At 69.5% G+C, this 12974-nt stretch carries 8 protein-coding genes and 2 rRNA genes (1 of these 10 only partly in view); all 10 read left to right on the top strand.

Annotated elements, in window-relative coordinates; genetic code table 11:
* Positions 1-2400: ribosomal RNA gene (locus UA74_RS21640) — 23S ribosomal RNA — on the top strand; it begins 712 nt to the left of the window's first position.
* 155 nt (positions 2401-2555) lie between these two features.
* Positions 2556-2672: ribosomal RNA gene (gene rrf, locus UA74_RS21635) — 5S ribosomal RNA — on the top strand.
* A gap of 1675 nt (positions 2673-4347) precedes the next feature.
* Positions 4348-5553, top strand: a complete 1206-nt coding sequence (locus UA74_RS33755; RefSeq protein ID WP_075741886.1) for a hypothetical protein — start codon at positions 4348-4350, stop codon at positions 5551-5553.
* 13 nt (positions 5554-5566) lie between these two features.
* Entirely contained in the window at positions 5567-6637 is a 1071-nt protein-coding gene (locus tag UA74_RS21615; RefSeq protein ID WP_075741885.1) for an HAD-IIA family hydrolase, read from the top strand.
* Between the two features lie 28 nt (positions 6638-6665).
* Positions 6666-6971: a hypothetical protein gene (locus tag UA74_RS21610; protein WP_075741884.1), complete on the top strand. Its 306-nt coding sequence runs from the start codon at positions 6666-6668 to the stop codon at positions 6969-6971.
* 2 nt (positions 6972-6973) lie between these two features.
* A complete protein-coding gene (locus UA74_RS21605; RefSeq protein WP_075741883.1) occupies positions 6974-7861 on the top strand; it encodes a TlyA family RNA methyltransferase in 888 nt (295 codons plus the stop codon).
* The gene (locus UA74_RS21600; RefSeq protein WP_075741882.1) at positions 7858-8751 is read left to right on the top strand and encodes an NAD kinase; all 894 of its coding nucleotides are present in this window, start codon (positions 7858-7860) and stop codon (positions 8749-8751) included. Before UA74_RS21605 ends, UA74_RS21600 begins: the two co-directional genes overlap by 4 nt.
* A gap of 110 nt (positions 8752-8861) precedes the next feature.
* Positions 8862-10625, top strand: coding sequence for a DNA repair protein RecN (recN, locus tag UA74_RS21595; RefSeq protein ID WP_075741881.1), 1764 nt, complete (start codon positions 8862-8864; stop codon positions 10623-10625).
* 90 nt (positions 10626-10715) lie between these two features.
* A complete protein-coding gene (gene steA, locus UA74_RS21590) occupies positions 10716-11900 on the top strand; it encodes a putative cytokinetic ring protein SteA (RefSeq protein ID WP_075741880.1) in 1185 nt (394 codons plus the stop codon).
* Positions 11897-12931, top strand: coding sequence for a copper transporter (locus UA74_RS21585; RefSeq protein WP_075765310.1), 1035 nt, complete (start codon positions 11897-11899; stop codon positions 12929-12931). Before steA ends, UA74_RS21585 begins: the two co-directional genes overlap by 4 nt.
* Positions 12932-12974 lie beyond the last annotated feature (43 nt).

The following is a 12974-nucleotide window of genomic DNA, read 5'->3' as shown; positions in this document are numbered from 1 at the left end:
CGAAAGCGAGTCCGAATAGGGCGTTCTGAGTCGCATGTCCTAGACCCGAAGCGGAGTGATCTACCCATGGCCAGGGTGAAGCGCGGGTAAGACCGTGTGGAGGCCCGAACCCACCAGGGTTGAAAACCTGGGGGATGAGCTGTGGGTAGGGGTGAAAGGCCAGTCAAACTCCGTGATAGCTGGTTCTCCCCGAAATGCATTTAGGTGCAGCGTCACGTGTTTCTCATCCGAGGTAGAGCACTGGATGGCTAATGGGCCCTACAAGGTTACTGACGTCAGCCAAACTCCGAATGCGGGTGAGTGAGAGCGTGGCAGTGAGACTGCGGGGGATAAGCTTCGTAGTCGAGAGGGAAACAGCCCAGAACACCAGCTAAGGCCCCCAAGTGTGCGCTAAGTGGGAAAGGATGTGGGGTCGCCCAGACAACCAGGAGGTTGGCTTAGAAGCAGCCATCCTTTAAAGAGTGCGTAATAGCTCACTGGTCAAGTGGTCCTGCGCCGATAATGTAGCGGGGCTCAAGCGCACCGCCGAAGCTGTGTCATTCACACGTGTGCCCGGCCTGCCTTTCGGGGTGGGTCTAGGTGTGTGGATGGGTAGGGGAGCGTCGTGCATCGGGTGAAGCGGCCGTGGAAACGAGTCGTGGACGGTGTGCGAGTGAGAATGCAGGCATGAGTAGCGAAAGCAGAGTGAGAAACTCTGCCGCCGTATGACCAAGGGTTCCTGGGCCAGGTTATTCCGCCCAGGGTAAGTCGGGACCTAAGGCGAGGCCGACAGGCGTAGTCGATGGACAACGGGTTGATATTCCCGTACCCGTGTAGATGCGCCCATGGCGAGGCTGGTGATACTAACCGCCCGGATTATTGTTGCCCTTTCGGGGGTGGTGGTGGTCTGCGCGGGATCTGAGCTGGTAGTAGTCAAGTGATGGGGTGACGCAGGAGGGTAGCTCCGCCAGTGAGTGGTAGTACTGGTGTAAGCGTGTAGCCTGCTCTGATAGGTAAATCCGTCGGGGCTTATAGGGTGAGACGTGATGCGTAGCCGAATGAGGCGAAGTAGAGTGATCCCATGCTGCCGAGAAAAGCCTCTAGCGAGTATCTTCGCGGCCCGTACCCCAAACCGACACAGGTGGTCAGGTAGAGTATACCGAGGCGATCGGGTGAACTGTGGTTAAGGAACTCGGCAAAATGCCCCCGTAACTTCGGGAGAAGGGGGGCCGTGTGGCGTGAAGCCCTTCGCGGGCTAGCGTTGTGTGGCCGCAGAGACCAGGGAGAAGCGACTGTTTATTAAAAACACAGGTCCGTGCGAAGTCGTAAGACGATGTATACGGACTGACGCCTGCCCGGTGCTGGAACGTTAAGGGGACCGCTTAGCTCTTCGGGGCGAAGGTGAGAACTTAAGCGCCAGTAAACGGCGGTGGTAACTATAACCATCCTAAGGTAGCGAAATTCCTTGTCGGGTAAGTTCCGACCTGCACGAATGGCGTAACGACTTCTCCGCTGTCTCAACCACAGGCCCGGCGAAATTGCACTACGAGTAAAGATGCTCGTTACGCGCGGCAGGACGGAAAGACCCCGGGACCTTTACTATAGCTTGGTATTGGTGTTCGGTTCGGCTTGTGTAGGATAGGTGGGAGACTGTGATGTGGTCACGCCAGTGGCTGCGGAGTCGTCGTTGAAATACCACTCTGGTCGTACTGGATGTCTAACCTCGGACCCTGATCGGGTTCAGGGACAGTGCCTGGTGGGTAGTTTAACTGGGGCGGTTGCCTCCCAAAGGGTAACGGAGGCGCCCAAAGGTTCCCTCAGCCTGGTTGGCAATCAGGTGTTGAGTGTAAGTGCACAAGGGAGCTTGACTGTGAGACTGACGGGTCGAGCAGGGACGAAAGTCGGGACTAGTGATCCGGCACTGGCTGGTGGAAGCGGTGTCGCTCAACGGATAAAAGGTACCCCGGGGATAACAGGCTGATCTTGCCCAAGAGTCCATATCGACGGCATGGTTTGGCACCTCGATGTCGGCTCGTCGCATCCTGGGGCTGGAGTAGGTCCCAAGGGTTGGGCTGTTCGCCCATTAAAGCGGCACGCGAGCTGGGTTTAGAACGTCGTGAGACAGTTCGGTCCCTATCCGCCGCGCGCGTAGGATACTTGCGGAAGGCTGTCCCTAGTACGAGAGGACCGGGATGGACGAACCTCTGGTGTGCCAGTTGTACCGCCAGGTGCATGGCTGGTTGGCTACGTTCGGGAGGGATAACCGCTGAAAGCATCTAAGCGGGAAGCCTGTTCCTAGATGAGGTGTCCCACCCCTTTGTGGGTTAAGGCCCCCAGCAGACCACTGGGTTGATAGGCCCGAGATGGAAGCCTGGTAACAGGTGGAGTTGACGGGTACTAATAGGCCGAGGACTTGCTCACGAAGATGCTACGCGTCCACTGTGTGGTTCTGAAGGAACAACTGTTCCCCTTCAGACACTCTGGTTGGTTGTCTTGGGTGTGGTCTGCTTCGGCAGACGACACTCCGAGACGATCGGTCCACGGGTGTCGGGGGTGGGTTGTTCGTTCGCTGGTGTGTCGGTGGTCATAGCGGTGGGGAAACGCCCGGTCCCATTCCGAACCCGGAAGCTAAGCCCTCCAGCGCCGATGGTACTGCACCCGTGGGGGTGTGGGAGAGTAGGACGCCGCCGACCTTTACCTCAACCGATGGGTGGAGGGGAGACTGGTTGTAGCACCCTTGTGTGTGGTGCTCCCGGTTTTCCCTCCACCCATTTTTTGTGCCCGAAACCCATGGCACGGCCTGCCCGGGGTCGACACCACCTCGACACCCCCAGCTACCGTGTTACCTAGGCAAGTCGTTTTTGGTCAGCAGGAGGTCTCGTGTCCGGTTCAGAAGAGCGGTCTGGCGGTAACAGCCACCGCTCACCCAGCCACTCAGGGTCAGGTCGTGGCCCTGGAGGTGGCGATCGGGCACAGCGAGAGAACAGGTTCTCCGGTTCCCGCGACAACTCGCGTGATCGCGATCGAGGTCGGGACCGAGACGGCGGCCGAGACGACCGGAATCGCGGCGCGAACCGGAGCGGCGACTCGCGGGGTCAGCGTTCCACGAGTGGCGGGGACCGTCCCCGACGGTCGGACGCCCCTCGGGGAGACCGGCGTGAGGGCGACCGGGGTGGTCGCCCCGCTCCGCGCCGCGACGGCTCCACCGGCAGGGACCGGGACCAGGGCAGGCAGGGCGGTTACGGCCCGCCGCGTGGCGACCGGCCTCGTTCCGGTTCGCCTGCTCGGTCGGGACAGCAGGGTGACGACCGACGTGGCAGGCCGGACGATCGACGCAGCGGGTCCGCTGATTCTCGTGGACGTTCCGGGTCGGGCGACGACCGGCCGAGGCAGGGTTCCGCCGACCGCCGTGACGACCGGGGGCGCACCAGCGCACCTCGGGGAAGCGCGGACCGCCGAAGCCAGAGTGGCGGCTGGTCGCGTGGCTCGGATCGGCCGAGTTCCGGGGGCAGCCGGGATCGCAGGTTCGACGGAGACCGTGGTCCTCGCCGTGACGGTGACAGCGCGCCGCGCCGATTCGACCGGCCGGAGCGCCGGGACGGTGCGTCCGGCGGCGGGGGCGGCTTCCGCTCGGACCGGCCGCGTCGGGACGACTCCGGTACAGGTGGTCGTCCATCCCGCTACGACGGGCCTCGGCGCAGCGACTTCACCGGCGGCCGAGGGTCGTCGGATCGCCCGGCAGGCTCCGGCGCGAGCCGGGACTCGCGGTCGAGCGGCTCGGCGCCGCGTCGGGACTGGGAGCGGCGTGACGGCGGCGGTGTCAGGCGTGCTGACGATCGACGCCCCGTAGGCTCCGCCGACCGGGGACGCTCCGAGGATCGCGGCTCGTTCCGCGGCCGAAGCGATGACCGGCGATCGGATGATCGGCCCAGGTTCGGCGACCGTCGGCCCACGCACGACGGTGATCGACGGGATTCGTCGACCTCTCGGCCGGAACGGTCCTTCGATCGGCGTCCGCCGCGTGACGACGATCGGCGAGGCACTTCGGCTGGTCGTTCGGATCGCCCGGAACGGTCCTTCGACCGCAGGCCGCCGAGGGACGACGACCGTCGTGGCAGTTCGAGCGCTCGCTCGGATCGCCCGGAGCGCTCTTTCGATCGGCGTCCGCCGCGTGATGACGACCGGCGAGGCGGCAGTGCAGGGCGGTCCGACCGACCGGCACGCTCCTTCCGGGACAAGGACAGCCGGTCGACCGGCCCCAGCCGCGATCGATTCGCCGGTCGGGACAACGACCGCAGGCCGTCGGACCGTCGTCGGGACGACCGTGCCGAGTCGGTCCGCGAGCCGGAGCTGCCCGAGGACATCGAGATGACCGACCTCGATCCGGGCGCTCGCCGCGCGCTGGGCTCGTTGTCGTTGAGCCTGGCCGAGCTGGTCGGCAAGCACCTGGTCGCCGCGGGAAAGCTCGTGGACGACGACCCCGCGGCCGCGCTGGCTCACGCGAGGTTCGCTCGGTCCAAGGCAGGCCGGATCGGCCTGGTCCGGGAGGCGGCCGGTGTGACCGCGTACCACGCGGAGCAGTGGGCAGAGGCGTTGACCGAGCTGCGGGCGGCTCGCCGGATGAGCGGCGGCCCCGGCATGATCGCGGTGATGGCCGACTGTGAGCGTGCCTTGGGCAGGCCGGAGCGTGCCCTTGATCTGCTGCGCTCGCCGGAGGCGTCTCAACTGCCTCCTGCCGAGGCGATCGAACTGCGCATCGTCGCGGCGGGGGCTCGTCGGGACCTCGGTGAGCTGGACGCCGCCGTGGTGGCCCTGCAGGGTCCGGATCTCGACCTCAAGCGCCGTCAGCCGTGGAGTGCGCGGCTGTTCTACGCCTACGCCGACAACCTCGCGGCGGCAGGTCGGGGCGATGATGCGGTGCGGTGGTTCCTCAACGCGGCCGAGGCCGATGACGAGGACGAGACCGACGCCTCCGAGCGTGCCAGCGACCTCGCCGACGAGCTGGCGGGCCGCACACCTCCGCAGCGCTACCTGCCGGTGGAGGAGCCCGCGTCGTCGCGGGCCGAGTCGGCGGACGTCGCCGATGCAGACCGCTCCGCGACCGACCGGGACGACACGTCGACGACCGCAGCGCGGGTGTCGGAGCCTGCCGAGCGTGCCTCGGCCGACGGCGCTGACGGCACGACTGCCCGGCCGACCCGGAACCGGCCCGTCCTGGAGGACCCGCCCGAGTCGGAGTCGGCAACGGCGACGGAGTGGGCGCCGGTGACGACGCAGGGATCGGACCCGCGGCCAGCATCGGCCGCCGACGCCGAGCCTGCTGCGGAGGAGCCGTCCGACCCCGAGCCGTCGAGCACCGAATCGCCTGCCGACGAGTCCTCGGAGAAGACGGAGTCCCCGGACGACGCCGAGTCCCCGGAGCGGGCCGAGGCCGCCGAGTCGGATACGCCAGACGAGCAGGGGAAGACGGGCGAGACGGCTGCGGCGGCGACGGCGGCCGAGGAGAGCCCCGGGGCCGCTGCGGACGACGCGACCGGCACGGCCGATCAGACCGGCACCGCCGGGGATCGTTGATCGAGGAGGAAGCATGGGCGGGTTCTCCGCCACTCGGGAGGACGTCGAGGCCGGTCGGCGGCTGCTGGACCGGTACGACGCGTTGTTGCTGGACCTGGACGGCACCGTCTTCCGGGGCGGCGAGCCGGTGGCCGACGCGCAGGCCACGCTGGTGCGGGCCCGCGCGGCGGGCGTCACGCTGCGGTTCGTCACCAACAACGCCTCACGGACTCCCGGCGAGGTGGCGGAGCACCTGCGGATGATCGGCTTCGCCGCCGACGCCCCCGAGGTGAGCACCAGTGCTCAGGCGGGCGCGGCGATGCTCGCCGACCGGCTCGACCCCGGTACCGAGGTGCTCGTGGTCGGCGCGGCAGCACTGCGGTCCGAGGTCCTCTCGGTGGGCCTGCGGCCCGTGCCTGCTGCCGAGGCGGTGTCACCCGAGCGGTTCGCCGCGGTGGTCCAGGGACACTCGGTCGCCACGGCCTGGCCGGACCTGGCCGCCGCCTGCCAGGCCATCCGGTCCGGTGCCTGGTGGGTGGCCTGCAATCTCGACCCCACCGTTCCGACGGAACGCGGTCAGCTGCCGGGCAACGGATCGATGGTCGCGGCGCTGCGCGCGGCCACCGGCCGGACACCGGACGTGGCGGGCAAGCCGAGGGCACCACTGTTCGAGCAGGCGGCCCGCAGTGCGGACTCCGCTCGACCGCTGGTGGTCGGCGACCGGCTGGACACCGACATCGAGGGCGCCGTCGCAGGCGGCATGGATGCGTTGCTGGTGCTCTCCGGGGTCACCGACCCTGCCGGGCTGCTGGCCGCGGAGCCCGCCAGGCGACCGGGATTCCTGGCGGCGGATCTGGATTCGGTCCTCGACGATGCGGAGTCCCTGCGGATCACGTCGCAGCCGGACTGGCGAATCGACGTCGTCGAGGGCGGGCTGACGGTGCGGACGTCGGATTCCGCGGCCGCCCAGGGGCCGCCGTCGGCGCTCGGCCTGTTGCGCGGACTGTGTGCGGCGTGGTGGGCCCGGCACGAGTCGGCGGGCGGTCCTGCCGTACGGCCACTCGATGAGGCCTCCCGCGCTGTGGTGAACGCACTCGGTCTGTGAGTCATGGCAGAGTGTTCATCGTGACCAGATGGCGATCACGAGACGAGCGGATCGGATGAACGCGGATCAGCGCCCGAGCCCGATGGTCTTGTCGAGCAGACGCGCGCCTGGATCGGATTCGGGGGCACCGTACGCGGTCTCCGAGCGCTCGGCAGCCGACCACGCGGTGTCTGATCACACCGGGTCCGATCACGCGACCGCCATTGCCGAGGTCGAGGAGGCGGTCCGGCTGTTGGACGGACTGGACGAACTGGAGACCGCCGCACACGTCGCCCGCTTCGACTCGGTGCACGCCGCACTGAGTGAGGCCCTCAGCGGCATCGATCGGATCTGATCGTGACTCGACGGGTACGGCTGGACGCCGAGCTGGTTCGCCGTGGGCTGGCGCGGTCGCGTGAGCAGGCGGTGGAACTCGTGAACGCCGGGCGGGTCGTGGTGCGCGGGATGGTGGCGCGCAAGCCCGCCACCGCCGTGGAGACCGACGCGCCCGTACTCGTGCAGTCCGATGAGGACGACCAGGGCTGGGCTTCACGCGGCGCGCACAAGCTGATCGGCGCCCTGGACGCCTTCGAGCCTGCCGGTCTGAGCGTGGCAGGCCGTCGTTGTCTCGACGCGGGCGCCTCGACCGGCGGCTTCACCGACGTCCTGTTGCGCAGGGACGCCGCCGAGGTGGTGGCGGCGGACGTGGGCTACGGCCAACTCGTCTGGCGACTGCAGACCGATGGGCGGGTCCGGGTCCTGGACCGGACCAACGTTCGTGCGCTGGACGCCGACGTGATCGGCGGCCAGGTCGCCCTGATCGTCGCCGACCTCTCGTTCATCTCGCTGCGACTGGTACTGCCCGCGTTGGCGTCCTGTGCCGCGCCTGGCGCGGATCTGCTGCCGATGGTCAAGCCGCAGTTCGAGGTCGGCAGGGGCAGGCTCGGAGCCGGTGGGGTGGTGCGTGATCCGGAGGTCCGCGTCGACGCGGTCCTGGAGGTGATCCGGGTGGCCGAGCGACACGACCTGAGCTTCCGGGGCGTGGTGGCGAGTCCCCTGCCCGGTCCGGCAGGCAACGTCGAGTACTTCCTCTGGCTGACAAGAGGACATGCCGTCGCGGGGGAGCCTGCCAGCCCCGCACCGGTGTCGTCCGCCGACCGGACGGCGGCGCAGACCGTCGCGCCGGGGAACCCCGTCGACGTCGAGCAGGCCGTTCGTGACGCCGTGCGGGAGGGGCCGCGATGACCCGCGAGGTGCTCATGATCGTCCACACCGGACGTGAGGCGGGCAGGCGCATCGCGCACGAGGTCGCAGCGATGTTCGCCGAGGCCGACATCAGGCTTCGCGTTCTCTCCGACGAGGCACCGGATCTCGACGCGAACTGTTACGACCGGGTCGTCGATCCGGGACCGGACGCGGCGACGGGAGTGGAACTCGTCTTCGTCCTGGGCGGTGACGGCACTCTGCTGCGGGCCGCCGAGATCGCCCGGCCTGCCCGCGTCCCGGTGCTCGGCGTGAACATGGGACGGGTCGGCTTCCTGGCCGAGGCGGACTCCGAGCACGTCGCGGACGCGGTGCGCGCGGTGGTCCGCCGTGATTACCAGGTGGACGAGCGGATGACGGTGAACGTCGTCGCCTCCTATGCTGGCGAGGTCATCGCGCGGGACTGGGCGCTCAACGAGGCCAGCGTCGAGAAGAGCAGCCGGGAACGCATTCTGGACGTCGTCGTCGAGGTCGACGGGCGACCGGTGTCGGCCTTCGGCTGCGACGGGGTGCTGTGCGCCACTCCCACCGGGTCGACGGCGTACGCGTTCTCGGCGGGGGGCCCGGTGATCTGGCCCGAGGTCCCCGCATTGCTGGTGCTGCCGAGCAACGCGCATGCATTGTTCTCGCGGCCGTTGGTGGTCGCCTGGACCTCGGTGGTGGCCGTCGAGGTCGCCTCCGACGGACACCCGGCAGTGTTGTGCTGTGACGGGCGTCGCACGGTCGAGCTGCCGCCGGGCGCCCGGGTGGAGGTGTTGGCGGGCGACCTGCCGGTTGGCCTGGTCCGGTTGCGCCCCGCTCCGTTCACCGACCGGCTGACCCGCAAGTTCTCTCTTCCGGTGCAGGGATGGCGCGGTCCCATCGACGACTGACCGCTCCGGTCGCCTCCACAGTGCTCATCGGCCTGGCTGCCCGCCCCCGTCGGCGGGCCGAGGGCGCCGAAGGGTCCCGGACGTCTCACCACGGCGATAGGGTTCGGGGTGTGCTGGCCGAGATGCGAATTCAGGGCCTCGGCGTCATCGACGAGGCCACCCTCCAATTGCACCCCGGTCTGACCGTGGTGACGGGTGAGACGGGCGCGGGCAAGACGATGGTCGTCACCGGTCTCCACCTGCTCAGCGGCGGGCGGGCGGAGTCGTCTCGGGTGCGGGCGGGTGCCGAACGCACCGTGGTCGAAGGACGCTTCCGGGTCGAGGGCACCGACGGCGCTGCGAAGGTGGCGGCCGACGTGGGTGCCGATCCCGACGAGGACGGCAGCCTCATCGCCGTGCGCACGGTGAACGCCGACGGCAGATCCCGTGCTCATCTGGGCGGCCGCTCGGTGCCGATCGGCGTTCTCGGCCAGCTCGCGGAGCAGGCGCTCGCGGTGCACGGCCAGAACGATCAGCTTCGGCTGCTGCGGTCCGGCGAGCAGCGGGTGGTGCTCGACCGTTTCGCAGGCGAGCCGGTCCTGACGCCGCTCGCCGACTATCGGCGGGTCCGCGCCGAATGGCTCGGCGTCGCTCAGGAACTGCGGGAGCGCACCGAACAGGCCAGGGAACTCGCCAGGGAGGCGGGCATCCTGCGTCACGGGCTCGCCGAGATCGAGGCGCTGGACCCACAGCCCGGCGAGGACGAGGAGCTGGTCGAGGAGGCGCGGCGACTCGCCGACGCCGACCAGCTTCGCGGCGCCGCGCTCGGTGCACAGCTCGCGTTGACCGGTGCGGCCGACGGCGATCCCGATCAGCCCGGCGCGCTGGGGATGCTGGGCGAGGCCCGTCGCAGGCTGACCGGGACCGACGACACCCAGCTTCGCGACCTCGAACCCAGGCTGGCCGAGGCGATCGCCGTCCTGGTCGACGTCGGCGCGGAGCTGGGGGGATACCTGGATCGACTCGACGCCGACCCGGCGAGGCTGGAACGGGTGCTGTCTCGACAGGCCGAGCTCAAGGCCCTGACCCGGAAGTACGCCGCCGACGTCGACGGCGTACTGGCCTGGGCCGCGCAGGCGACGGAACGACTGTCCCTCGTGGACGGTTCCGACGAGTTGCTCGATTCGCTGGCGCGGCGTCGCGACGCCTTGGAGATCGAGCTCGCCGAGCACGCCGAGCGGGTGGGTGCCGCGCGCGCGGTCGCCGCAGTGGAACTGGGTGAGGCGGTGTCCGCCGAACTGGCGGGTCTGGCGATGGCGTCGGCTCGAATCGAGGTCGGGGTGGCGCGGCGACCCGCCGTGCCTGCCGAGGAGGCGGCGTTGACCCTGGACGGGCAACGGGTGCACGCGGGGCCCGACGGCGTGGACGACGTCGAGCTGCGGCTGATCGCCCACGAGGGTGCTCCCGCGCTGCCGGTGCAGAAGGGCGCGTCCGGCGGTGAACTCTCTCGCGTGATGCTGGCGCTCGAAGTGGTGCTCGCCGACTCCGATCCGGTTCCGACGATGGTGTTCGACGAGGTCGACGCGGGCGTCGGCGGTCGCGCGGCGGTGGAGGTGGGTCGGCGACTGGCCAGGCTGGCGGTGTCTCACCAGGTCGTCGTCGTCACGCACCTCCCGCAGGTCGCCGCCTACGCCGATCGTCATCTGGTCGTACACAAGGGGTCCGGCTCCGGCATCACCAGCAGCAGCGTCCGCACCGTCAGCGAGGAGGACCGGGTGGTCGAGCTGGCCAGGATGCTGGCGGGCATGGATTCCACGGAGACCGGTCGCGCCCACGCCGAGGAGTTGCTGTCCGTGGCTTCTCGCGATCGTGCGTCATTCGGTACGGGGAGGTAGGCCGCACGTCCGAGTGAGGCCGGCTGATCGTGCCCGCGAAGCCGGCGTGTCCGGACTGCTTCGCGGCGTCAGCCTTGTCACCATCGGCGAATGAAGTTCACCGGCCTGCTGACTCGGCGTAAGCAGAACCTGCCCGGAGTGATCGGTGTGGCTCGGGTCGAGCGACACGGCGACGACCTCCTTCGTCGGATCGGTCCCGGCGACATCGCGGTGATCGATCAGGTGGACCTGGATCGACGCACCGCCGAGGCGCTGGTGGCGGCGCGGGCCGCCGCCGTGGTCAACATGGCCACCTCGATCTCCGGACGCTTCCCCAATCTCGGTCCCGAGGTGCTGCTGGACGCCGGAATCCCGCTGGTCGACGACGTCGGCGACGATCTGCTGCTCACCGTCAGGGACGGGGCGCGGGTCCGGCTGCACGAGGGCGTCCTGTACTCCGGCGACCTGGTGGTCGGCAAGGGCGTGGAGCAGACCGCCGACTCGGTGGCCGATCAGCTCGTCGAGGCCAAGGCGGGGATGTCCGCGCAGCTGGAGGCGTTCTCGGCGAACACGACGGAGTTCCTCCGGCAGGAACGGGCGCTGCTGCTGGACGGTGCGGGTCTGCCGGAGCTGGGCGTCGACCTTCGCGGTCGGCGAGTGGTGGTCGTCGCGCCGGGGCCCGATCACCTGGCCGATCTACGGCGGCTGCGCCGGTTCGTCAAGGAGTCCAGACCGGTGCTCATCGGCGTCGAGCAGGGCGCCGACACGCTGCGGGCGCAGGGGCTGCGGCCGGACGTCATCGTCGGCGACCCGGAGCAGATCTCCGTGGAGTCGCTGCGCTGTGGTGCCGAGCTGGTGGTGCCGGCCTGGCCGAGTGGTGAGGCACCGGGGCTCGATCTCGCCCAGGATCTCGGCCTGCCCGCGGTGACCGTCTCCTCTACGGCCAATCCGGAGGACCTGGCCCTGCTGCTCGCCGAGGACAAGGGCGCCGAGCTGATCGTGGCGGTGGGCTGTGAGGCCACGCTGCACGAGTTCCTGGACCGGGGGCGGACCGGGTCGAATCCGTCGACGGTGCTGACGAGGCTCCGGCTGGGCGGGCGACTGATCGACGCGGAGGCCGTCTCCGTGCTGCATCGGAGCCGGGTCACCTCGGGTGCCGTGGCGTTGTTGCTGGCGGGTGTCGCGACGGTGCTGGTGACGGCGGTGGCCGTCTCCGGGCTCGCACCCGTCTACGGCCAGATCGCCATCGACGGAATGACCGATTTCAACAGCTGGGTGAAGGGGCTGTTCTCGTGATCACACTGCGTTATCACCTGGTCGCGATGGCCTCGGTGTTCCTGGCCTTGGCCGTCGGCGTGGTCCTGGGGTCCACGGCGGTCGCCGATCGGCTGCTCGCGGGGATCGGTTCGGACGGGCCGTCGTCCGCCGAGCAGATCGCGACCTTGCAGACGGAGCGTGACGACCTGGCCGCTCGGCTGGGCGACGCCGAGGCGTTCACCGCCGCCGTCGGCGGCCAGACGGTGGCCGGAGCGCTCGACGGGCAGAGCGTGGCGCTGGTCAGCACGGTCGAGGCCGACGCCGCCGACCGGGATGCGATCCGCGAGCTGATCGGCGCGGCGGGCGGCACCGTGTCCGGTGAGATCCAGCTCACCGACGGCTTCACCGATCCGGCTCGGGCCGACCAGCTGCGTGACCTCGTGCGGGGCGTGCTGCCCGCCGGGGCCCAGCTGCCTGCCGCCGTGGACCCCGGGACGCTGGCGGGCGGCCTGCTGGGTGCGCTGCTGTCGACCGACCCCGAGACCGACGAGCCGCAGGCGTCTGCCGAGGAGAGTGCAGCGGCACTCGGCGGGCTGGTCGACGGCGGTTTCGTCCAGGCGGGCGGCGATGTCGAGCCGGGCAGGCTCGTCCTCGTCCTCGACGGCGGCGTCAGTGCCGCGAACGCTGCCGGGGACCGTGCCGCAGTGGTGGCCCGGCTCGCCGCCCAGCTCGACCGGTCCGGCACCGGGGCCGTCCTCGCGGGCCGGGCGGGCTCCGCGACGGGGACCGGCTCGGTGGGGCTTGTGCGGGCCGATCGAGCGGTCACCGGAAGCCTGTCCACAGTGGACGAAGTGGACCGGGCGGCGGGTCGGATCGCGGTGATCCTGGCGCTGCGGGAGCAGAACGAGGGCGCGGCCGGTCAGTACGGCGTCGCGGAGGGTGCACAGGGGCCCGCCCCGGACGCACAGGCGCCTGCGGGCGGTGCGCCGCCCGAGCCGGAGTCCGCAGCCGAGGGGCGTGACGCGGCGGCTGTCGACGACGACGTTCCGGCGGGGGCCGGTGGCGGATGACCTGCGATCCGGCCCCGTGAGTGGGCCGTTCATGGCACGTGGT

This window comes from Actinoalloteichus fjordicus (genome assembly GCF_001941625.1).
GTDB lineage: Bacteria > Actinomycetota > Actinomycetes > Mycobacteriales > Pseudonocardiaceae > Actinoalloteichus_A > Actinoalloteichus_A fjordicus.
The sequence above is the reverse complement of the archived record's forward strand: the minus strand, read 5'-3'. Positions and strand labels throughout refer to the sequence as shown.

Excerpts from the sequence above, each read along its gene's own strand:
- UA74_RS33755 (WP_075741886.1), top strand. The coding sequence starts at position 4,348 with ATGACCGACCTCGATCCGGGCGCTCGCCGCGCGCTGGGCTCGTTGTCG.
- UA74_RS21615 (WP_075741885.1), top strand. The coding sequence starts at position 5,567 with ATGGGCGGGTTCTCCGCCACTCGGGAGGACGTCGAGGCCGGTCGGCGG.
- UA74_RS21610 (WP_075741884.1), top strand. The coding sequence starts at position 6,666 with ATGGCGATCACGAGACGAGCGGATCGGATGAACGCGGATCAGCGCCCG.
- UA74_RS21600 (WP_075741882.1), top strand. The coding sequence starts at position 7,858 with ATGACCCGCGAGGTGCTCATGATCGTCCACACCGGACGTGAGGCGGGC.
- steA (WP_075741880.1), top strand. The coding sequence starts at position 10,716 with ATGAAGTTCACCGGCCTGCTGACTCGGCGTAAGCAGAACCTGCCCGGA.